The sequence below is a fragment of the Pseudooceanicola sp. DL12 genome, from assembly GCF_056270665.1.
The window spans coordinates 899989-921969 of the sequence record NZ_CM149884.1 but is presented as its reverse complement, the minus strand read 5'-3'; the positions used below and the strand labels follow the sequence as shown (position 1 = coordinate 921969).

At 67.1% G+C, this 21981-nt stretch carries 20 protein-coding genes; 7 read left to right on the top strand and 13 right to left on the bottom strand.

The genetic code is table 11. The features are described 5' to 3' along the window. Positions 1-3: 3 nt before the first annotated feature. From ytfQ to AC0WR5_RS04280, 5 genes are all read left to right on the top strand, one after another. Positions 4-963, top strand: coding sequence for a galactofuranose ABC transporter, galactofuranose-binding protein YtfQ (gene ytfQ / locus AC0WR5_RS04300; RefSeq protein ID WP_475867219.1), 960 nt, complete (start codon positions 4-6; stop codon positions 961-963). Positions 964-1058: 95 nt separating this feature from the next. Beyond that, positions 1059-2609, top strand: a complete 1551-nt coding sequence (gene ytfR / locus AC0WR5_RS04295; RefSeq protein WP_475867218.1) for a galactofuranose ABC transporter, ATP-binding protein YtfR — start codon at positions 1059-1061, stop codon at positions 2607-2609. Then, positions 2606-3673 (top strand): ABC transporter permease, encoded by a 1068-nt coding sequence (locus tag AC0WR5_RS04290; protein ID WP_475867217.1) that lies wholly within the window; start codon positions 2606-2608, stop codon positions 3671-3673. Before ytfR ends, AC0WR5_RS04290 begins: the two co-directional genes overlap by 4 nt. Continuing rightward, positions 3670-4674 (top strand): galactofuranose ABC transporter, permease protein YjfF, encoded by a 1005-nt coding sequence (yjfF, locus tag AC0WR5_RS04285; protein WP_475867215.1) that lies wholly within the window; start codon positions 3670-3672, stop codon positions 4672-4674. The genes AC0WR5_RS04290 and yjfF overlap by 4 nt, the downstream gene beginning before the upstream one ends. A 24-nt stretch (positions 4675-4698) precedes the next feature. Further along, positions 4699-5460 carry a FadR/GntR family transcriptional regulator gene (locus AC0WR5_RS04280; RefSeq protein ID WP_475867213.1) on the top strand — a complete coding sequence of 254 codons (762 nt, stop codon included), beginning with the start codon at positions 4699-4701 and terminating at the stop codon, positions 5458-5460. On the opposite strand, the gene AC0WR5_RS04275 is transcribed toward AC0WR5_RS04280, so the two are convergent. The 6 genes from AC0WR5_RS04275 to AC0WR5_RS04250 form a co-directional block, all read right to left on the bottom strand. Next, positions 5442-6152: a GntR family transcriptional regulator gene (locus AC0WR5_RS04275; RefSeq protein WP_475867212.1), complete on the bottom strand. Its 711-nt coding sequence runs from the start codon at positions 6150-6152 to the stop codon at positions 5442-5444. The two genes, AC0WR5_RS04280 and AC0WR5_RS04275, sit on opposite strands and share 19 nt — an antisense overlap. A gap of 90 nt (positions 6153-6242) precedes the next feature. After that, positions 6243-6944 carry a VIT1/CCC1 transporter family protein gene (locus tag AC0WR5_RS04270; RefSeq protein WP_475867210.1) on the bottom strand — a complete coding sequence of 234 codons (702 nt, stop codon included), beginning with the start codon at positions 6942-6944 and terminating at the stop codon, positions 6243-6245. 186 nt (positions 6945-7130) lie between these two features. Next, entirely contained in the window at positions 7131-8405 is a 1275-nt protein-coding gene (locus AC0WR5_RS04265; protein ID WP_475867209.1) for an ABC transporter permease, read from the bottom strand. Continuing rightward, positions 8402-9325: an ABC transporter permease gene (locus AC0WR5_RS04260; protein WP_475867207.1), complete on the bottom strand. Its 924-nt coding sequence runs from the start codon at positions 9323-9325 to the stop codon at positions 8402-8404. The genes AC0WR5_RS04265 and AC0WR5_RS04260 overlap by 4 nt, the downstream gene beginning before the upstream one ends. Continuing rightward, a complete protein-coding gene (locus tag AC0WR5_RS04255; RefSeq protein ID WP_475867205.1) occupies positions 9322-10413 on the bottom strand; it encodes an ABC transporter ATP-binding protein in 1092 nt (363 codons plus the stop codon). The genes AC0WR5_RS04260 and AC0WR5_RS04255 overlap by 4 nt, the downstream gene beginning before the upstream one ends. Positions 10414-10540: 127 nt before the next feature. Then, positions 10541-11695 carry an extracellular solute-binding protein gene (locus AC0WR5_RS04250; RefSeq protein ID WP_475867204.1) on the bottom strand — a complete coding sequence of 385 codons (1155 nt, stop codon included), beginning with the start codon at positions 11693-11695 and terminating at the stop codon, positions 10541-10543. Between the two features lie 288 nt (positions 11696-11983). Here AC0WR5_RS04250 and pdxR point away from each other — a divergent pair, with 288 nt between their 5' ends. After that, the gene (pdxR, locus tag AC0WR5_RS04245) at positions 11984-13537 is read left to right on the top strand and encodes a MocR-like pyridoxine biosynthesis transcription factor PdxR (protein WP_475867202.1); all 1554 of its coding nucleotides are present in this window, start codon (positions 11984-11986) and stop codon (positions 13535-13537) included. 73 nt (positions 13538-13610) lie between these two features. Continuing rightward, complete coding sequence (locus AC0WR5_RS04240; protein WP_475867200.1) at positions 13611-14288, top strand: pyridoxamine 5'-phosphate oxidase family protein; 678 nt, start codon at positions 13611-13613, stop codon at positions 14286-14288. A 61-nt stretch (positions 14289-14349) separates the two neighbouring features. Here the strand turns inward: AC0WR5_RS04240 and AC0WR5_RS04235 are convergent, their stop codons facing one another. The 7 genes from AC0WR5_RS04235 to AC0WR5_RS04205 are packed head-to-tail and all read right to left on the bottom strand — an operon-like array spanning position 14350 to position 21940. After that, positions 14350-15786 (bottom strand): amidase family protein, encoded by a 1437-nt coding sequence (locus AC0WR5_RS04235; RefSeq protein WP_475867198.1) that lies wholly within the window; start codon positions 15784-15786, stop codon positions 14350-14352. After that, the gene (locus tag AC0WR5_RS04230) at positions 15764-17146 is read right to left on the bottom strand and encodes a glutamine synthetase family protein (RefSeq protein ID WP_475867197.1); all 1383 of its coding nucleotides are present in this window, start codon (positions 17144-17146) and stop codon (positions 15764-15766) included. Before AC0WR5_RS04230 ends, AC0WR5_RS04235 begins: the two co-directional genes overlap by 23 nt. Before the next feature lie 33 nt (positions 17147-17179). Further along, positions 17180-17908, bottom strand: a complete 729-nt coding sequence (locus AC0WR5_RS04225; protein WP_475867195.1) for a type 1 glutamine amidotransferase — start codon at positions 17906-17908, stop codon at positions 17180-17182. Positions 17909-17919: 11 nt separating this feature from the next. Beyond that, the gene (locus AC0WR5_RS04220) at positions 17920-19047 is read right to left on the bottom strand and encodes an ABC transporter ATP-binding protein (protein WP_475867194.1); all 1128 of its coding nucleotides are present in this window, start codon (positions 19045-19047) and stop codon (positions 17920-17922) included. Next, the gene (locus AC0WR5_RS04215) at positions 19044-20138 is read right to left on the bottom strand and encodes an ABC transporter ATP-binding protein (RefSeq protein ID WP_475867192.1); all 1095 of its coding nucleotides are present in this window, start codon (positions 20136-20138) and stop codon (positions 19044-19046) included. The genes AC0WR5_RS04220 and AC0WR5_RS04215 overlap by 4 nt, the downstream gene beginning before the upstream one ends. Next, the gene (locus tag AC0WR5_RS04210) at positions 20135-20995 is read right to left on the bottom strand and encodes a carbohydrate ABC transporter permease (protein ID WP_475867190.1); all 861 of its coding nucleotides are present in this window, start codon (positions 20993-20995) and stop codon (positions 20135-20137) included. Before AC0WR5_RS04210 ends, AC0WR5_RS04215 begins: the two co-directional genes overlap by 4 nt. Before the next feature lie 3 nt (positions 20996-20998). Beyond that, the gene (locus AC0WR5_RS04205; protein ID WP_475867189.1) at positions 20999-21940 is read right to left on the bottom strand and encodes a carbohydrate ABC transporter permease; all 942 of its coding nucleotides are present in this window, start codon (positions 21938-21940) and stop codon (positions 20999-21001) included. Positions 21941-21981 lie beyond the last annotated feature (41 nt).

The following is a 21981-nucleotide window of genomic DNA, read 5'->3' as shown; positions in this document are numbered from 1 at the left end:
ATCATGAACCGTAAATACGTGCTTGGCGCGGCCGTTGCCGCGTCTCTCGCCGCCATGAGCGGCACAGCCTGGGCCCAGACCGTCGGCTTTTCGCAGATCGGATCCGAGAGTGGCTGGCGCGCGGCAGAAACCACGCTGACCCAGCAGGAGGCCGAGAACCGCGGCATCGACCTGAAATTCTCGGACGCCCAGCAGAAGCAGGAAAACCAGATCCGCGCTATCCGCTCCTTCATCGCCCAGGGCGTGGATGCGATCATGCTGGCGCCGGTCGTAGCCACCGGCTGGGACAACGTGCTGCAGGAGGCCCGCGAGGCCGAGATCCCGGTGGTCCTGCTCGACCGTCAGGTCGACAGTTCCGATGATCTCTACCTCACCGCCGTGGGCTCCGACCTGGTGCACGAGGGCGAAGTGGCCGGCGACTGGCTGGTCGAGGCCGTCGCAGGCGCGGATTGCAACGTGGTCGAGCTTCAGGGCACCACCGGCTCCTCGCCCGCCATTGACCGCAAGACCGGCTTCGAGCAGGCCATCGCCGATCACGACAACATCAAGATCATCCGCAGCCAGACCGGCGATTTCACCCGCACCAAGGGCAAGGAAGTGATGGAGAGCTTCCTCAAGGCCGAGGATGGCGGCGCCGACATCTGCGCGCTCTATGCCCATAACGACGACATGGCCGTGGGCGCGATCCAGGCCATCAAGGAAGCCGGCCTGAAACCGGGCAGCGACATCCTCGTGGTCTCCATCGACGCCGTGCCCGACATCTTCCAGGCCATGGCCGCCGGCGAGGCCAATGCCACCGTCGAGCTGACGCCGAACATGGCCGGCCCCGGCTTCGACGCGCTCGAGGCCTACTGGAAGGACGGCACCGCCCCCGAGAAGTTCATCCAGACCGAGTCCAAGCTCTACACCCAGGATGACGACCCGATGGCGGTCTACGAGATGAAGAAGGACCTGGGCTACTGAGCCAGGCCCGGCGGGCCCCGCGCGGGCCCGCCACTCCGCCCCCGGCCGCCGGGGGCGCCCCACCGAACGGAACGCCAGTCAAAGGGAGGCCCGCCTTGGCCGATGCCAGCACCCCGCCCCTTCTCTCTGCCCGCGCCCTCAGCAAGATCTTTCCCGGCACCCGCGCCCTCGACGAGGTCGATTTCGACCTGCGCGCCGGCGAGGTCCATGCCCTGCTGGGCGAAAACGGAGCCGGAAAATCCACTCTCATCAAGTGCCTGACCGGCGCCTATCAGCGCGACGGCGGTGCGATCTTCCTCGACGGCCGGCCGATCAGCCCGCGCGACACCCAGCACGCCCAGGCTCTCGGCATCGGCACCGTCTACCAGGAGGTCAACCTGCTGCCGAACCTGACCGTCGCCGAGAACCTGATGCTGGGCCGTCAGCCCCGGCGCCTCGGGCTGATCCGCAGCCGCGCCATGCGGCGCGAGGCCGCAGAGATCCTCGCCTCCTACGGCCTCGACGTCGATCCGAACCGCACGCTCGAAAGCTATTCCGTGGCCATCCAGCAGATCATCGCCATCGCCCGCGCCGCCTCGCTCTCGGGCAAGGTGCTGATCCTCGACGAACCCACCGCCAGCCTCGACACCCGCGAGGTCGAGATGCTCTTCGACGTGGTACGCGGGCTTCAGGCGCGCGGCCTCGGGATCGTCTTCATCTCGCATTTCCTCGACCAGGTCTACGAGATCAGCGACCGCCTTACCGTTCTGCGCAACGGCCGCCACGTGGCCACCGTCGCCGCCGCAGAGACGCCCCAGCTTGAGCTGATCAACCTGATGCTCGGCCGCGAACTTGGCGCGGAAACCCATGAGGGCGGCGCCGGCCCGGCACCGGAGGGCCCGCCGGTGCTCGACTTCGAACAGTTCGGCCGTCGCGGCGCCATTGCGCCCTTCGACCTGTCGATCCGGGCCGGCGAGGTCGTGGGCATGGCAGGCCTGCTCGGCTCGGGCCGCACCGAGACCGCCGAGACGCTCTTCGGCGTCCGCCCCCACGACAGCGGCAGCGCCACCTCAGAGGACAAACCGCTCTCGCTCTCTTCCCCGCGCGAGGCCATCGCCGCGGGCTTCGGCTTCTGTCCCGAGGACCGCAAGATCGACGGCATCGTCGGCGAGCTCTCGGTGAGAGAGAACATCATCCTCGCCCTGCAGGCCCGGCGCGGCTGGGCCCGGCCGGTGCCGCGCCGCGAACAGGCCGAGCTGGCCGAGCGCTATATCGCGCGCCTCGACATCCGCACCCCGGATGCCGAAAAGCCCGTGGGCCTGCTCTCGGGCGGCAACCAGCAAAAGGTCATCCTGGCCCGCTGGCTGGCGATGAACCCGCGCTTTCTCATCCTCGACGAGCCGACCCGGGGCATCGACGTGGGCGCCCATGCCGAGATCATCCGCCTGATCGAGGAGCTCTGCGCCCAGGGCATGTCGCTCCTCGTCATCTCCTCCGAACTGGAAGAACTGGTGACCTACAGCCACCGCGTGATCGTTCTGCGCGACCGCCGTCACGTGGCCGAGCTGACCCAGGACATCACCACCGACACCATGGTGGCGGCCATCGCCGCCCGTTCCCCCGCGGCAGAGCCCGCACAGCCGCAAGCGGAAAGGGCCAGCGCATGAGGCTTACCCACGGCTCCTTCCTGCGCCGCATCGCGCCGCAGCTTCTCACCCTAGCCGCCGTTCTGGCGCTGATCGGGGCGCTCAACCCCGGCTTCTTCGATATCGCGCTGGCCAACGGGCGCCTCTTCGGTAGTCCCATCGACATTCTCAACCGCGGCGCACCGGTGGCGCTGCTGGCCATCGGCATGACGCTGGTGATCGCCACCAAGGGCATCGACCTTTCGGTCGGCGCCGTCATGGCGATCTGCGGCGCCGTCGCCGCCTGGACAATCTCCCAGGGCTACGGCGCCGGCGCTGCCGTGACCCTCGCTCTCGCGGCGGGCCTCGTCGCGGGCCTCTGGAACGGCATGCTGGTGGCGATTCTGAACATTCAGCCCATCATCGCCACGCTGATCCTGATGGTGGCCGGGCGCGGCATCGCGCAGCTGATCACCCAGGGCAAGATCCTGACCTTCACCAATGCTGCGCTCACCTGGCTCGGCTCCGGCACGCTCTTCTCCATCCCCGTGCCGGTGGTGATCTGGATCGTCACCGCCGCGGTGATCACCCTGCTGGTGCGGCGCTCGGCCCTCGGCCTGCTGATCGAGGCCATCGGCATCAATGCCCGCGCCAGCCGCCTGTCCGGCGTCAACACGCGGGTGCTGATCATCGCGGTCTATGCCACCTCCGGCCTCTGCGCGGCGCTGGCGGGCATCATCGTCACCGGCGACATCCGCGGCGCCGATGCCAACAACGCCGGCCTCTGGCTGGAGCTCGACGCGATCCTGGCCGTGGTCATCGGCGGCACCTCCCTGCTGGGCGGGCGGTTCTCCATCGTGGCCTCGGTGCTGGGCGCGATGATCATCCAGTCGGTCAATACCGGCATCCTGCTCTCGGGCTTTCCGCCGGAATTCAACCTGGTGATCAAGGCTACGATCATCGTCGTGATCCTGGTGCTGCAATCGCCCCGCGTCGCCGCCGCCATCGCCCGCTGGAACGAACGCCGTCGCGACAGAGACGCCCCCCGCAACGACGGCCGCCGCAACGGCACCCATCGCGTGAAAGAGGAGACCCCCGCAGAATGAACCCGCGTTTCCTGCCGCTCGCGGCCACCCTCGCCATCTTCCTGCTGGCCTACGGTATCTGCATCCTGCAGTTCCCCGCCATGCTCTCCACCCGGGTCGTGGGCAACCTGCTCACCGACAACGCCTTTCTCGGCATCGTCGCGGTGGGCATGACCTTCGTGATCATCTCCGGCGGCATCGATCTCTCGGTGGGATCGGTCATCGCCTTCTCCGGCGTCTTCATCGCCGTCATGCTGCGCGATACCGGGCTGCATCCGCTCGCGGTCTTTGCGCTGCTGCTGGTGATCACCACGCTTTTCGGCGCCGTCATGGGCGGGCTGATCCACCTGCTGGAGATGCCCGCCTTCATCGTCACGCTGGCCGGCATGTTCATGGCCCGCGGCCTGGCCTATGTGCTCTCGATCGACTCGGTGCCGATCGATCACGGCTTCTATGACCGTCTCCAGGGGCTCTACTGGCTGATGCCCGGCAAGGGGCGGCTGACCCTGATGGGTGGCATGATGCTGCTGGTGGTGCTGGGCGGCATGCTGCTGGCGCACCGCACCCGCTTCGGCACAAATGTCTATGCCCTCGGCGGCGGCATGCAGGCTGCCCGCCTGATGGGCGTTCCGGTCGGCCGCACGACAGTTCTGATCTATGCGCTCTCCGGGTTCCTTGCAGGGCTTTCCGGCATCGTCTTCTCGATCTACACTTCTGCCGGGTACTCCCTGGCCACCGTGGGCGTCGAGCTCGACGCCATCGCGGCGGTGGTCATCGGGGGAACGCTGCTGACAGGAGGGCGCGGGTTCGTGGCAGGCACACTGATCGGGGTCATGATCATGGGATTGATCCAGACCTACATCATCTGGGACGGCACCCTGTCGAGCTGGTGGACGAAGATCGTCATTGGCGTGCTGCTCTTTGCCTTCATCCTGCTTCAGAAGGGCCTCGTGCTGATCACCGAACGGCAGACCGCGCGGCAATCGGCCCGTCAGGCAGAGGGGCTGCGGGCATCGGCATGACAGCTTCACCGTGACCCATCCCTCATGAACAGCCCCGACCGCCTCCTTCGCTCGGCCATCTCCGGCCCGCTCCGTCGCAACAGCCACGCGCTCGTGGTCGACGAAGTGGGCCGCGCCATCGTCGAAGGCGGTTTTGCCGTGGGCGCCACCCTGCCCAGCGATCCCGAGCTGGCCGAACGTTTCGACGTCTCGCGCACGGTCCTGCGCGAAGCGATGAAGACCCTGGCCGCCAAGGGGATGGTCGTGGCCCGCACCCGCGTCGGCACCCGCGTCACCGAGCGCGACAACTGGAACCTCTTCGATGCCGATGTGCTGCGCTGGCATTTCGAAACCGGGATCGACCGCAGTTTCCTCGACCACGTGCGCGACATGCGCCTGGCCTTCGAACCCGCCGCCGCCCGCATGGCCGCGCTGCACGCGACCGAGGCCGACATCGCCGGCATCCTGACCGCCGCCGATGCCATGCGCCCGACAGACGACAACGAGAGCTTCGCCTTCGCCGACCTGGCCTTTCACCGGGCGATCCTCACCGCTTCCAAGAACCCCTTCATGCATTCCGTCGGCAACCTGATCGAGGCCGCGCTCTCGATCAGCTTTGCCCTCTCCACCTCCGAGGACCGCGACCAGCGGCGCAATACCGTCGATCATCACCGGGCCATCGCCGAGGCCATCGCCGCCCGCGATCCGGAGGCTGCCGATCTCGCCATGCAGGTGGTCATCAACGAGGGCCGCAGCCGTATCGCCGGTCGCATCACCGGCCCCGAAGGTCAGCCGCCCGCCGCCTGATGCGCAATCGCCGCCGTGGCGCCGTCGACACCGGTATCGATGCGCACCCGTCCCGCAGCCCAGACCTCCTCGATCCGGCAGAGCGGCGCGCCGTGGCTGTCGTGGCACAGGTAGGCGCTGATCAGCACCGGCTGGTTGGCGGGTTGCTCGAGCAGCCGGGCCTCCCATTTCAGCGGCAGCCGCGCCTGCAGCACCGCCTGCCCGGCGATCGGCGCATCGGCCACCTGCGCAGGTTCCGGCGCGTCGTGGAACCGCAGCATCAGCCCCCGCCCGGCCACCCGCCCGCAGGAAATCACCCGCCGGAGCGCCGCCCCCGCGCCAAAGACCCGGCCCAGATCCAGCCGCCCGTCGCCGGCGAAATCGTCGCCCGCCCCGTCCTGCGGCGCCGGTCGCGTCTCGACAACGTCGAGGCTCAGCCGCGCCCCCTGCGCGGCCAGCTGTGCGTCGATCTCCGGCCCGATCCGCAGGTCATAGCAGAGCGACCGGCCCACGAAGGTGCCACGGCCCTGCTCCACGCTCAGCGCGCCCTCGGCCGCAAGCGCCGCCACCGCCCGGCGCAGCGAATGCCGCCCGACGCCGATGCGCGCCTGCAAGTCCTGCTCCGTCGGCAGCCGGTCCCCGGGCGCCCAGGCCCCCGCCGCGATCTCCGCACGGATCCAGTCGCGCGCCATTTCCCAGTTGCTCTCGCCCATGCCGACCCCCGGATCATCCGAACCTTTCCCGGTTCATGACCCGTTGATCTGTCACTCCCGTGTCAGGGACATGACGTTCTGACGAAGGTTTCAGACGCTGATGTCGAAGAGCAGTCCGATCGCCGATGTCACCACCATGGCCGCCGCGCCCCAGAAGGCCACCCGCAGCATCGCGCGCAGCCGCGGCGCGCCGCCCGCCTGTGCCCCCAGCAGCCCCAGCATGCAGAGCGCCAGAAGCGTCACCACCACGACCACCGGCAGGATATGCGCGGGCGGCGCCAGGAAGGCCGCCGCCACCGGCACCGCCGCCGCCACCGAGAAGGTCACACCCGAGGTGAAGGCGGCCTGCAACGGTCGGGCACTGTGCACCTCGCTCAGGCCCAGTTCGTCGCGGACATGGGCGCCGAGCGCATCCTTCTCCGTCAGTTCCCGCGCCACAAGGGCAGCGGTCTCCGGGCTCAGCCCGCGCGCTTCGTAGATCGAGACCAGCTCGCGTTCCTCTGCCTCGGGGTTCACCGTGAGCTCGTGGCTCTCGCGGCGGATATCGGCGCGCTCGCTGTCGCTCTGCGAGCTGACCGAGACGTATTCTCCCGCCGCCATCGACATTGCGCCGGCCGCAAGCCCGGCGACGCCCGAGATCAGCACCGTCTGCGGCGTGGGATCCGCCGCCGCCACCCCGACGATCAGCGAGGCCACCGAGACGATGCCGTCGTTGGCCCCCAGCACCGCGGCACGCAGCCACCCTGTGCGGTTGACGAAATGCTGCTCGTCATGGGCGGAATGATAGGTCATGGCGATCTCCCGGTCTGGCTTGGCTGTGGCTTCGCGTGGCGTGACTTGGCTTGGCTTCAGGGTTGCCGCCACCTTGGCCGCCCCCGCCGGAAGGTCAAGACGGAAGCGCGGCGCCTGCCCCCCGGACGCAAGGGGCCCGGTCCTGCCGGACCGGGCCCCTTTCCCGTCACGCGATGGCACGCGGGATCACTCCCCGGTCTCCTCCGCACTGCCGGGCGTGCTGCCGGGCGCAAGGGCCCCCGGCGCAAAGGCACCGCCAAAGGCCGAGGGACTGGCGGGCTTGGCCGCGCCTTCCTCCGGTGCGGCTTCCGACGGGGCCGGCGCCTCGGATGAGGGTGCCAGGCCGCCGGAGCCGAAGGCATTGCCGAAGGCCGAGTTCGACTTCGGCAGCGTGACCCCGCCTTCAGTCCCACCCTGGGTCGCGCCCTGCTCCTCGCGGCTGTCGCGCTGTTGCTGCAGCAGCTCCTGCTGGCGCTCGCGCTTCTCCTGCATGATGTCCGCCTGGCACTGCGAGCTGTCATGGTTGGCCCCGATCCAGCTCAGCACGCCGATGATGATCAGCAGGATGGCAAAGACCGTACCGGGGTGGGTCAGCGTGCGCATCACCGGGTTCAGGTACATCGGCGAGCGCGAGGCGCGGCCACCGTTGCGCGCCTCCTTGCGGCGCAGCCAGGCCTCGTGGGTCAGCGCCCCCATCAGTGTGATCACGATGATGATCACCGCCAGCGCCGAGAGCGAGGGATCGGTGCCCAACCGCACCTTCGAGGCCAGCGCGGTGGTAAAGGTGCTCTCCGAGAGGATGGTAAAGACGGTGGTGTTGTAGTTCTCGAAGCTGGCCAGCAGCGTGATGAAGGCGGCCGAGCCGATGGCCGGCGCCAGGAAGGGCAGCAGGATCTTGCGGAAGGCCTGCCCCGGGGTCGCACCCAGGTCGAGCGCCGCCTCGGTCTGGGTGGCGTCGAAGCGCTGCAGCCGCGAGATGAAGACCAGCATCGCATAGGCCGAGATGAAGGTGATCTGCCCGACGATGGTCAGGAAGAAGCCGTTGTAGAAGAAGAACTGGAAGGTGCCCCCCACCCCGCGTGCCACCTGCCCCCAGAGCACGATGGTCGAGATGCCCAGCACCACACCGGGGATCAGGATCGGCACGATGAAGGCGGTATAGAGAGCGGCGCGGAGCTTTGACGGCAGCTCCGACAGCGCCAGCGCCCCGGCAAGGCCGATCGGTACCGCAAGCAGCACCACGCCGATCCCGATGAAGAGCGAGTTCAGCAGCCCCGTCATCAGCCGCTGGTTGGCAAAGAGCACCCCGAACCAGTCGGTGGTAAAGCATTCCCAGGGCACCACGCGCGGAAAGCGCGAGGAGTTGAAGGCCGTGATCACCATGATGATCAGCGGGCCGAACAGGAAGGTAAAGAAGGCCAGCGTGTAGAGCAGGCTGAAGATCGATCCGCGCGCCTTCATTTGCCGATCTCCCCGACCGAGACCTTGAAGACCCGCATCATCAGCAGCACGAAGGTCACGCAGGTCACCAGCAGGATCACCGCATAGGCGGCACCGCGCGGCCAGTTCGAGCTCTCGTTGAACCACTGGAAGATAACCTGGGTGAACCACAGGCTGGACGGCCCGCCAAGGATCTGCGGCGCGGCCAGCGCACCGGCGGTCAGCATGAAGACCATCGTCGCGCCAGAGGCGATGCCCGGTTTCGCCACCGGCAGCACCACCCGCCAGTGCACCCGCCAGGTGGGCGCGCCCATGTCGCGGGCGGCCTCTACCTGGGCATGGTCCAGCGCCTCGACGGCGTTGTAGATCGGAAAGATCATCAGCAGGATATAGGCATAGGCCAGCCCGCAATAGAGCGCCACATCCGCCCGGACAAAGTCGATCGGCAGGTCCCAGAGCCCCAGCGCATTGCCGATGGAATTGACCACGCCGGTGGTGCCGAACAGGATGCGAAAGGCAAAGGCGCGCAGGATCTCGTTGACCCAGTAGGGAATGATCAGCCCGATCACCATCAGCCGCGCGCCCATGGGCGTTGCCGAATGGGCGAGGATATAGGCCACCGGGTAACAGATCATCACGTCGAGGATCGTCACGAAGACCGCCGCCACCAGCGTGCGCAGCAGGATCGTGATGTCGAGCGTGTTCAGGTTGCCTTCGCGGTCGAACAGGAAGGCCTTGTAGTTCTCGATGGTATAATGGTCGGCATCTGTGCCGATCTGGTCTGCCGGCAGGTTGAAGCGGAAGGAATAATCCAGCATCGACAGCTGCGGCAGGGTGATGAAGAGGATCAGCCAGGCAGTGATGGCGATGCAGACGAAGAGCGCGGCGCCCACGCCATGCCGGCGCGACAGCGAGCCGTAGAAATTGCGCAGCACGCTCATGATTCAGAGGCCATGTGTCCGAGGGGCAGGACGGTGGCGGTCTCGGGGGCAAAGCCCAGGCTCAGCGCCTTGCCCATGCCCGGCAGGGCCACGCCGCCCCCGGTATTGACCAGCGACAGCCGCAGCTCCTCCGTGCCCGCACGGGCAAAGACATGGTTGGTCGAGCCCTCGAATTCCTGCCGCGTCAGGATGCTGTCGAAACTGTTCACCTCCATGCCCGGCACCAGCTGCTCGGGCCGCACGAAGACAAGCGCCTCGTCGCCGCGGGCATAGCGGCGCCCACCGCCTGAACGCGCGGTGAACTGGCCCAGGGCGGTGTCCATCGTCACCATCTCGCCCTGCTGCGCGGCCACGCGGCCCCTGAAGGCGTTGTTCTCGCCCACGAAGGAGGCCACGAAGGCCGAGCGCGGGCGGTTGTAGATCACTTCCGGGCTTTCCACCTGCTCGATCACGCCGCGGCTCATCACCGCCACGCGGTCGCTCATGGTCAGCGCCTCGCCCTGGTCGTGGGTGATGTAGATGAAGGTCACGCCCACCTGCTGCTGGATCGCCCGCAGTTCGGTGCGCATGTGCTGGCGCAGCTTCAGGTCCAGCGCCGAGAGCGGCTCGTCGAGCAGCAGGATGTCCGGCTGCACCGCCAGCGCACGGGCAATCGCCACCCGCTGCTTCTGCCCGCCCGACAGCTCCGAGACCTTCTTGTCGCCGATCCCCGGCAGGGCGATCATCTCCAGCAGTTCGTCGGCCTTTTTCCGGCGTTCCTTCTTCGACTCGCCCCGCACCTCCAGCGGAAAGGCGATGTTGTCGGCCACGCTCATCAGCGGAAACAGCGCCAGGTGCTGGAAGATCAGTGCCGTCGGCCGCTTGTTCGGCCCCACGCCCGCCATGTCCTTGCCCCCGATCAGCACCTTGCCCTCGGTCGGCTCGGAGAACCCCGAGATGCAGCGCAGCAGCGTCGTCTTCCCGCAGCCCGAAGGCCCCAGGAAGGAGAAGAATTCGCCGGAGCGGATGTTGAGGTTGGCATTGTCGACGGCGGTATAGCTGCCGAAGCGGATCGTGACGTGATCCAGCGTGACGGTTCTGTCTTTCATGCGGAGGACTTCTTCTGGATGAGGGCCTGGCAATGGGAAGCCTGACGGAATGTGTCGGACGAAGGGAACCTGACGGTACGAAAAAGGCGCCGCCCCGGATCGCCCCGGGGCGGCGCCGCGCTCAGGGTCAGGAAGACAGGAACTTGTTGGTGAACTCGGTGCGCATCTCCGAGTACCAGGGCGCCTCGGCCGGCCAGGCGTTCAGGTTGGCCAGCGCGTCGCCCGGATAGGCATCGGCAAAGTTCTGGGCATAGATCTCGCCGCCATAGGCATCGGCGCCGATCACCGGGCTGTTGTAGCCGTGGCTCTTGATCGCCTCGCCCGCCCACTCGGGGTTGTAGGCCGCCTCGATGAAGGCATAGACCTGATCGATGTTCTTGGCGCCGGTGGGCATTGCCATGCCGTCGATCCAGGCCATCGCGCCCTCGACGGGCGCCCGGTACATCACCGGCTCGCCCTCGTTCTTCAGCGCGATCGGCGGGCCGTCCCAGGTCTGGCCGACGATGACGCCCTCGTTCAGCAGGCCGTTCTTCTGGGTGTCGGCATCGTTCCAGATCAGCTTGATGTTGCCCTTCTTCTCGATGGCGTGGTCGGTGATCTTGGTCCAGACGTCGGTCATCGTCTCCGGGTCGCCATAGGCCGCCCAGACAGAGCCCGGCTCCATCAGCCCAAGGCGCTCCATGCCCAGGCCCAGGCCCAGCAGCATCGAGTGGCCACGGCCCATCGTCTTGCCGGCATTGGCGTCGTCCCAGACGTCGTAGTAGCTCGGGAACTGGCCTTCGGGCACGAACTGGTCGGTGCGCCAGGCCACGCCCTCGGTGCCCCAGATATGCGGCACCCAGTAGGTGCCCTCGCCGTCGAAGCTCCAGAACTTGTCGCCCACGGCCATCGCCGGATTCACCTTGCTCAGGTCGATCCTGGACATGTCGAAGGGCTGCAGCAGGTCCAGCTCGGCCCAGAGCAGGTTGCGGTTCACGGTCGGCGAGACGATATCGAAGCCTTCGCCGTTCGTCGCCTTCAGCTTGTTGATGATCTCGTCGTTCGACCCGATGCCGGTAAAGTTCAGCTTGATGCCGGTCGATCCCTCGAAGGCCTCGACAAAGCTGGGCGGCAGGTAGTCGGACCACATCATCACGTTGATCTCGCCCGAGGAGGCGAGCGCCTGGCGGCTGACGATGGCGGGTGCGGCCAGGCCGCCGACAAGGGCGGCCGAGCCCTTCAGAAAGCTGCGGCGGGGCAGCAGCATCCGCCCGCCGGCACTGGAAGAATAGAGTTTGGTCATGGTTTTCCCCGTGGACTTGTTATCCAGGCCGCTCGCCGATGCGTTGTGCCGCGACGCCTCGCACCGCAGCTGCCCCGCTCCGCCGGCAGGCCCTGTGCCAGCCTATTGACCACCGCGTGACACAATTTAGAGCCAGAGCACCCGAACTATGGTGCCAGAGGGCATTCCGGCCATTTTTGCTTGGATTTGCACAAACGAGTGGCGTTCTACTTTGCCGTGCAGACAGCGCCGGCGGGGCTGTCGTGGCGGCATTTCGCGCCCCTGGGGCGCCGGACGTTCGGTGAGGCCATGCTGGAACATTTCTTCGAAGCGCCTTTCGAAACAGGCAGCTCGCTGCAGGAGCAGATCCAGCAGAGGTTGATCGACGCCATCCTCGGCGGCGCCCTCTCGCCCGTCGATCCCCTGCCGCCCAGCCGCGCCTTTGCCGAATCGCTCGGCGTCTCGCGCAACACCGTCTCCATCGTCTACGAACGCCTCTGCCAGGACGGCTTCCTGCAGGCCCGCCCGCGGCGGGGATATTTCATCGACGAGACCTTCCTGCGCGAACAGCTCGCCGTGCGGCCGCCCCGCGCCCGCGGCGCCGATGCCGCCGCCCGCCCCGATTTCGCCGCCAAGATGCAGCGCCGCCTCGATCGCCAGAGCAATATCGACAAGCGGCTGGACTGGCGCAGCTTCCCCTATCCCTTCCACTATGGCCAGGTCACCCGAGACGAGGTCTCCGTGGCGCGCTGGCGCGACTGCCTGCGCCGCGCCGGCACCTCGCGCCACGTCGCCACCTGGGCCGACGACATGATCGACAGCGACGATCCGATGCTGCTCGAACAGATTGCCCGGCGCATCCTGCCGCACCGCGGCTTTCGCGCCGATCCCGACGAGCTGATCGTGACCGTCGGCGCCCAGAACGCCATCTGGATGGTCGCCTCGCTGTTTCTCGGCCCTGGCTGCCAGGCCCATGTCGAGGATCCGGGCTATGTCGATGCCCGCAACATCTTCGAGGCCCATGGCGCCGGGGTTGTGCCCTGCCCCATCGATGCCAACGGGCTGCGCCCCTGCCCTTCGCTCGCCACCGCCGACCTGGTCTATGTCACCCCCGGCCACCAGGCCCCCACCAACGTGACCATGAGCATGGAGCGGCGGCTGGCCCTGCTCGAGGCCGCGAACCGGCACGACTTCCTCGTGCTCGAGGACGACTACGAGCACGAGCTGAATTTCGTCGGGGCCCAGCATCCCACGCTCAAGGCGCTGGACGAGACAGGGCGGGTGATCCACGCCGGCTCGCTGACGAAACCGATCTTTCCCGGCATCCGCCTCGGCTTCATCGCCGCCGACCGCTGCGTGGTGGCCGAGCTGCGGCGGCTGCGCCGGCTGATGTACCGCCACCCGTCGGCGCTGGCCCAGCGCGCCATGGCGCTGTTTCTCTCCGAAGGGCACTACGATGCCCATATTCGCCGGCACCGGCGGCTGATGTCGGCCAAGTGGCGTGCCATCATGGCCGAGATCGACCGCCGGCTACCCGACAGCCACGCCACGATGACCACGGGCGGCTCTGGCATCTGGCTGCGACTGCCGCCGGGGATCGAGGCCGTTGCCGTCCAGCGCGAGGCCGAGGCCCGCGGGGTGCTGGTGGAAACCGGCACCGTGCACTACCTGCGTCCCGATCCGCCCCGTGACCGGCTGCGGCTTGGTTTCGGCGCCATCGACACCGCCCGCATCGCCCCCGGCATCGCGCGGCTGGCACAGGCCATCGATGCCCTGCGACCGGGCCGCCCGCCCCGGGTCCTCCCGCTGAGGGGAGGCCAATCGGCCCCCCTGCCGGCGAATGGTCCTGCACCCAATCGGTAAATGGCTCTCTCGGCGCCGCCTGCGCTCCGACTAGCTTGGAAACAGACCCAATTCCAAGACGATGGAGACCTTCTTGCCTGATTCCACTCCCGGGGCCGCACAGGCGCCCACTGATCGCACGCGCCTGCGGCGCTACAACTGGCTTGCGAAATACGACCGCGACACGATCCACGACATCATCGACGCCGGCATCGTCTGCCAGGTCGGCTACGTGATCGACGGCGAGCCCTATGTCACCCCCACCTGCCACTGGCGCATCGGCGAATACATCTACTGGCACGGCTCCTCGGCCAGCCGCATGCTGAAGGCCCAGCAGAAGGGCATCAAGGTCTGCTTCACCGTCACCCACCTCGACGGCGTCGTCTTCTCCCGTGCCTCCTTCAACCACAACATCCAGTACCGTTCCGTCATCGCCTTCGGCGAGGCCGAGCTGGTCTCCGAGGAAGACAAGCGCGAGGTGCTTCGGGTCTTCACCGACCGTCTCGCGCCGGGCCTGTGGGATTATGCCCGCGTCCCCGCCGACCAGGAATGGAAGGCCTCCAAGGTGGTGCGCATGAAGCTCGACGAGGTCTCCGCCAAGGTTGCCGACGGCCTGCCCGAGGAGGACGCGCCCGATCTCGCCAGCGACCGCTGGGCCGGCCACGTACCGCTCCGCATGGTCCAGGACGCCCCCGTGCCCGCGCCAGAGCTGCGCGAGGGCACCGAGATGCCCGATTTCGTCCGGGCCTTCCGCTACGCCGGCCTGCGCTGAACGCCACCGCCGCACCGGAAAGGGCCGCCGCGTTCCCCACGCGGCGGCCCTTTTTGCCTTGTCAGAGGGCAATCTTCGGGCGCCTGCGCCAGAGTGGCCGCGCCCGCTCGATGGCCTCGGCCGCCTGCAGCACCCGCGCCTCGCCGCCCATCGGCCCGACGATCTGCACCCCCACCGGCAGCCCGGCGGCGGTAAATCCGATCGGCACCGAGGCGGCCGGCTGCCCGGTCATGTTCCAGGGATAGGTATAGGGGCACCAGCTCCAGTCGGTTTCGCCGAAGCCGTCGGGCGTGTCCTGCCCCGCCGCATAGGCCGGCACCGGCATCACCGGACCCACCAGCAGGTCGAAGTGGTTGAAGAAATCCTTCGCCGCGGCCCCGATCGCCAGCCTGTCGCCCATGGCGTCCTGGTACTCCGCCAGGCCGATGCCCGCGGCCTCCTCCGCCACCGCCAGGATCAGCGGATCGAGCAGGGCGCGCCGGGCTTCGGGCGTCTTCCGCACCGTCTCGGCACAGCCCGCGCGCCAGAACACCTCGAAGGGGCCCAGCGGATCCACCGGCCAGCGCGGCGCGGCCTCTTCCACGCCCGCCCCCGCCGCCTGCAACAGCAGCACCGCCTCCGCCACCAACGCATCGACCTCCGGATCGACCAGCGGCGCCCGGCAGCCCATGCGCGGCGAAAAGGCCACCCTCAGCCGCGTCACATCCCCCTCGGGCAACCCGCCCTCGCAGGGCACCGGCCAGGCATGCGGATCGCGCGGCTCGGGCCCCGCCATCACCTTCAGCATCAGCGCCGCATCGCGCACCCGGCGCGCCATCGGCCCGACCACGGAATGCGGCATGTCGGTATCGGGCGGAAAGGCGGGCACCCGGCCGAAGCCGGGCTTCACCCCCACTACGTTGCTGTGGCTGGCCGGGATCCGCAGCGATCCGGCCCCGTCAGACCCCAGCGCCAGCGGACCAAAGCCCATGGCCAGCGCCGCCGCCGCGCCCCCCGAGCTGCCGCCCGGCGTGCGCGTCAGGTCCCAGGGGTTCAGCGTCTCGCCATAGCGCGGCGAGCGCGTCACCACCTTGCAGCCCCCCTCCGGCGTCGCCGTGCGCGCCAGGACCACCGCCCCCGCCTCGCGCAGCCGCGCCACCGCGGGCGTGTCCTCGGCCATCGGCGCATCCCCGGCGATCCGCCCGCCGCGCCAGCGCGGCCAGCCGGCCACCGCCGAGAGGTCCTTGATCGTCACCGGCACGCCATCCAGCGCCGAGAGCGGCGCCCGCGCCCGCCAGCGCGCGGCCGAGGCCTCTGCCATGGCGAGCGTCCTCTCCGGCGCCAAGTCCACCACCGCGTTCACCTGCCCGTTCAGCGCCTCGATCCGCGCCAGCAGCCCGCGCGCCACGTCCACCGGGCTGAAGGCGCCGGCGCCATAGCCCGCCGTCAGCTCGGCCACGCCGGCATAGGCGAAATCCACGGGCACCGCCCGGCGGTCAGTAGAGCTCGAAATATTCATTGGTCTCCGCCGCCGGTATCTCGTCGCGCAGCCGCGCGTTCTCCTGCCATTTCATCGCCAGGTAGACATTCACGAATTCCTCGCCCAGCAGCTCGCAGAGCGCGCCATCGGCCTCCAGCGCATCCATCGCGTCGGAAAACTCGGTGGGCAGCTTGGCATAGCTGCTGTCGTCCTCCTTCGGCCCCTGCCCGGAGGGCATCAGCTCGCGTTTCTGCAGGATGCCCAGCAGGCCCGCGGCGATGGTCGAGGCGGCGATCAGATAGGGGTTGCCCATGGCTGAGGGCACCCGCACCTCCATGTGTGTGGCCTTGTCCTTGCTGGCCTTCACCCGCACCGAGGCGGAACGGTCCTGGATCCCCCAGGAGATGTTCGAGGGCGCATAGGTGCGCGGCCGGATCCGGCGATAGCAGTTCGGCGTCGGGTTCCATACCGCCATGGCGCCGCGGGTATGGTCCAGCACCCCCTGGATAAAGCTGCGGAAGGTCGCCGACATGCCGTCAGGGTCCTCCAGGTCGAGGAAGGCATTGTTGCCCGTGTCCTTCTCCAGCAGCGAGATGTGGAAATGCGAACAGCTGCCCGACAGGCCCTTGTAGGGCTTGGTCATGAAGGTCGCCAGCAGCCCCTTGGTGGCCAGGTATTCCTTCACCGTGTTCTTGAACACGAACCCGGTGTCAGAGGCCGCGACCCCCACCTCGGCGGAGTAGTTGATCTCGATCTGCCCGGGGCCGTGCTCGACGTTGTAGGTGATGATGTCGATGCCCTGGTCCTTGCAGGTGCGGATCAGGCCGTCGATCGCCGGGTGCTGGTGGGTGCGCGCGGTGGCAAAGATCGGCTGGCCGGGGAACAGCGGCTCGCGGGTCTCGGCGTCGACCACGTAGAACTCGTACTCGTGGCCCATCATCGCCTTGTAGCCCATCTGGTCGGCGATCATCAGCATCTTCTTCAGCAGCATCCGCGGCGAGGCCAGCTGGACCTTGCCGTCATACCACATGGTGTCACAGATCACCCGGCCCGTGCGTTCCAGCCAGGACACCGGGGTCAGCGTGGTGACATCCGGGATCATGATCCCGTCCTGGTAATTCATCTCCTCGTTATAGCCCGAGCCCCGCACCGGCACCGAGCCGCTGTCGAGCGCGACGGTGCCGCCATAGAGGTTCAGCCCCGAAACCATGTAGCCGGCGACGTGCTCCACCGGGATGGTCTTGCCACGGCTCATGCCCGCCATGTCGGCAAGCTCGAAGCGAAGGTAGTCGTACCCCTGCTCGCGCAGCAGCGCGACAAAGGCCTCGGCCTCCTCGCGGGTGGCCGTGCGCAGGGGCGGAATGGCGTCGAATTTCGTCGGGTCGGTGATCATTTGCATATTCGGAATCCCAAGGTGTCTGTCGCGCAAGTCTCAGGCCGCGCTGGCGGCCAGGATCGAAGCGAAATTGTCGTGCAGCAGGCGCGCGGTAGCGCGGTATTCGGGCAGGCGGGCGGCAACCGTGCCGGCCAGGGTGCGCGCGGCCTCCTCGCCCAGCGCAGCGCGCAGGCTCTCGGCATAGGCGGGCACGTCCTGCCATTCCGGCACGGTCTGCGGCGTGATCTCCACGTGGTACTGCAGGCCATAGGCATGCCGGCCCCAGCGCACCGCCTGGGTGGCGCAGGCCGGGTTCTCGGCCAGGACCACCGTGCCGGGGGCCAGGGTGCTGGCCTCGGCGCCGTGCCACTGGAAGGTCAGCATCGGCTCGGCAAGCCCCGCGAACAGCGGGTCGGCGCGGCCCGCGTCGGTCTTGGTCACCATGACCGGGCCCACCTCCGGCGCGCCGGTCATCTGCGTCACCTTGCCGCCCGTGGCCTCCACCAGCAGCTGATGGCCCAGGCAGATGCCCAGGTAGGGGCGGCCCATCTCCACCACCCAGGTGCGGATGGCGTCGATCTCGGGCTGCATCCAGGGCAGCTCGTCCTTCTGCCACAGGTCCTGCGGCCCGCCCATGGCAACCAGCAGGTCATAGGGCTCCAGGTCGGGGATCGGCTCCCCTTCCTCCAGTTCGACCACGTCCCAGACGTGCCCGGCCTCGCGCCAGAAGTCGCGGAAGGTGCCCGGGTGTTCGACGGGCAGATGTTGAAATACGAGAATGCGCATATTGGCTCCACTCACTTTGGCAGGTCAGGTGTCACGGCTTGGTCCGGGCGCGGGGTCAGCAGGCGGTCGTCCTCTGCCGAAAAGGCCAGCAGCCCCGCGCCATCCAGCGACAGGTTCAGCGGATCGCCCGGGCTCAGATGCGCCACCTCGCCCACCGGCGCGGTCAGCCGCAGCTCGGCCTCGCCCAGGCGCAGGGTGACCGCCGTCAGGTGTCCCAGCGGCTCCAGGTCGAGAACTTCGCCCCGCAGGGGGCCATCGGTCCTTATTTCGAGGTGTTCGGGTCTGATACCCAGTTTGAAGGCCTTTTCGGCGGGTTTTCGGAGGGTGGGGATCGGGACCGCCAGACCGGCGAAAAAGATCTGATCCCCCTCGATTTCGGCCGGCAGGATGTTGATTTCCGGCGCCCCGACAAAGCGCGCGGTGGCCACATCTGCCGGAAAATCATACAGATTTTGCGGCGTATCCACCTGGACCACCCGGCCCTCCCGCAGCATCACGATCCGGTCCGCCACCGCCATCGCCTCGCTAAAGTCAGGCGTGGCAAGGAAAAAACTGTGACCTTGCTCGACCTGCAGGCGCTTCAGCTCGGCCCGCAGCTCGATCCGCAACATCGCGTCCAGCGAGGACAGCGGCTCATCCAGCAAAAACACCGCAGGATCGCGCACCAGCGCACGTCCCAGCGCCACCCGCTGCCGTTCACCCCCGCTCATCGTGCGCGGCAAGCGATTGAGAACATGTGAGATTCTCAGCTGCGCGGCGAGGATTTTGACCTTTTCCTCGATCTTCACCTTGGGCACTTTTGCCAGTTTCAGCGGATAGGCGATATTCTCGAAACCGCTCTTGTCGGGATAAAGTGCAAGGCTATCAAAGATCATCGCCACGTTCCGCGCTCGCGGTTCCGCATGGGTCAGATCCCGCCCCGCGATTTCCACGCTCCCCGCCTCGGCGATCTCCAGCCCGGCGATCAGCTTCAGCGTCGTCGTCTTCCCCGCCCCTGCAGCGCCGAGCAGGACCGTCAGCGATCCCGCGGGCACGTCGAGCGTCAGCCCATCGACGGCGCTGGTGTCTCCATAGCTCCTGCTCAGCCCCGTAAGGCGCAAAGCAGGCATCCAGGCCTTTGTTTCCGTTACATTTTTCATTCCGCAGCCTCCATCGGACCGGGCATCAGGTCGCGGCTCATGTTGGTATCTGCGTCAAAGAACAGCAGTGCCTCGGGGCCAAAGGAGAGATCCACGGTGGTACCGACCGGGGGCATCTGAGCGGTCCGCACCAGCACTTTCACCGCATGGCCACCGGCCATGAGGGTCAACACCGCCTCGGGCCCGCGCGGCTCGGCACGGCTCACTCGCGCCGTCAGCCGCCCCTGCCCCGCCGGCACCAGAGTCACGCCCTGTGGCCGCAGTCCGAGGGTCACCCGGCCCTCCGGCATCTCCTCGCCCAGCGAAAGGGCGAAGTCACCGTTTCGGAAAATCCCTGCAGAAACAGAGCCTTGAATCAGGTTCATCGGCGGATCCCCAAGGAAGGAGGCCACGAAGGTATGCGCCGGCCGTTCCAGGATGCGCGTCGACACCTCGACCTGTCGCAGGGATCCCGCGTTCATCACCGCGATCCGGTCGGCCAGCGAGAGTGCCTCGATCTGATCATGGGTCACATAGAGGATGGTCAGCCCGATCTCGCCCTGCAAGCGTCGCAACTCTCGCCGCATGGCAAGGCGCGCCCCGCTCTCCAGGTTCGACAACGGTTCATCCAGCAACAGGATCGCCGGACGTGTCACGAGCGTGCGCCCGATGGCCACCCGCTGCATTTCGGATCCGCCCAGATCCCGCGCCCGCGCATTCAGCCGGTCGGACATGCCCAGCAGCTCGGCCACCTCGTCGACCGCCCGTGCAATCTCGGCCCTGGACATGCCGCGCACCTTCAAACCAAAGGCCAGATTCTGACGGACAGACATCGAAGTGAAGACAGCATAGTCCTGAAAAACAAGACCAATGTTGCGTTTCCCCGGCGCCACGCCGACCACAGATCGGCCGTCGATCAGGATATCGCCAGAGGTCGGTTCCTCGAGGCCGACGATCATGTTCAACGTCGTGGACTTGCCGCACCCGGAGGGCCCGAGCAGTGCAAGAGTCTTGCCGGCTGCGACCGTCAGGTCGATCTCGTTCACGGCACGCACTTCGCTTCCCGGGTATGTCTTGATCAGCGATTTCAGCTGCAGTTTCGGCTCGGTCATCGTTTTACCGCTCCAAAGGTCATGCCACGTGCGAGATGCGACTGGATGGCGTAGCCGGCCAGGATCAGCGGCAGCATGGCCACCACGGCCAGCGCTGCCTGCACGCCGTAGAGCGTGCCCGCCGTGGCCGTGACGTATTTCGCCAGTTGCACCGGAATCGTCGTGACATGGGTGTAGGACAGAACCAGGGCGAACATGAATTCGGACCAGTTCAGGATGAAGATGAACATCGTAGTGGCGAAAAGACCGCCTTTGATCAGGGGGATGGTCACCGTGAGATGCGCCATGATCCGCGAGCGCCCGTCCAGCATGGCAGCCTGCTCGATCTCTACCGGCAATTCGTCGACAAAGCTCTTCAGCATCCAGGTCGAGAAGGGCAGCGTCACGGCAACGTAGATGGCAATCAGCCCGCGGTAGGTGTCGATCAGGCCAACGGCCGAGAAAATGATCACGAAGGGCACGGCAATCGCCGCCGGCGGGAACATCCGCCCCGAGAGGATCACAAGCGGCGTCCATTTCGAGAGCTTGGAATAGCGCGACAGCCCGATGGCCGAGGCCAGGCCGATCAGGATCGACAATGCAGTCGAACTGACCGACGCGATGATGGACCCCATGATCGACCGGGTGGCTGACTGCGAGACCCCGCCGACGCCGTATTCCTCGATTGCCGAGGGATCGAAGAGCGTCTTGAAGTTCACAAGCGACGGATCATCGGGGATCCAGATCGCCGGCGCTGCGTTCCAGTCGGTCGGCGGCTTCAGTGCCGTCATGATGATCCAGAACACCGGAAACAACGTTATCACCAGGGCCCCGGCTAGCACCAACGCCAGGAGCGGAGAGAGTTTGCGGCTGGGCATGCCCTATCCTTTCAGAAGTTGGTCCCGCACTGGCAGGAGCATGAAGTTGATGATGAGGAGGGTGCCCACCAGCACCAGGAAGGCGGCCGCGGCACCATAGGCCAGCTGGAAGTCGTTGAAGGCGAGCTTGTAGATGTAGAGGCTGATTGTCTCGGTGGAGGAACCGGGCCCGCCGCGGGTCAGCATGAAGACTTCGTCGAAGAGCTTCACCACCTCCATGGCGCGGATTACGAAGGCCACGATGATCACCGGAAGCATCATCGGCAGCACCACGCGGAAGAAGATCTGTCGCGGAGAGGCCCCCAGGATCGTGGCGGCACGCACCGGGTTCTCGGGGATCGCGTTCAGCCCCGAGAGCAGGATCAGGAAAAAGAGCGGCGTCCAGTGCCAGACCTCGGTAACGATCACTGCCGCCACGGCTAAGGGAGCGGACCGGAACCATTCCGGCGTTGCATCGGAACCAATGAAGAAGCCAAGGATCTGGTTGATCGGCCCATTCGACTGGAACAGCATCCAAAAAGTGTAGCCAACGACCACGGGAAGGATCATCATCGGCGTCAGGAACGCCGAGAAGAGCAGGGATTTGCTTCGGAAATCGCGCAGGAACAAGAGCGCGAGCCCCAGGCCAAGCATGAATTCCAGGCTGAGGCAGATCACCGAGATGAAGAGCGTGCGAAACACGGCCTCGACAAAGCGGTTGTCGTAGATGATCAGCTCCTCGTAGTTGAAGAGCCCCATGAAACTGGCATCGAGCAACGAACCGCGGGTCGGTGACCAGTCGGTAAAGCTCATGTAGAGCGCCACGGCCAGCGGCACGATCAGCACCAGTACCGAAATGATCTGCCCCGGCAGGACGAGGAAACGGAGAGCCGGTTTGCGCGGACGGGAGCGGCCCTGCGCCGGCGCCGTTTGAACCGGCGCGTCTGTCTGGAGCACGTCTGTCATGTGAAGCGTGTCCTTTGTTTGTCAGTGAAAGGGCGGGCCGC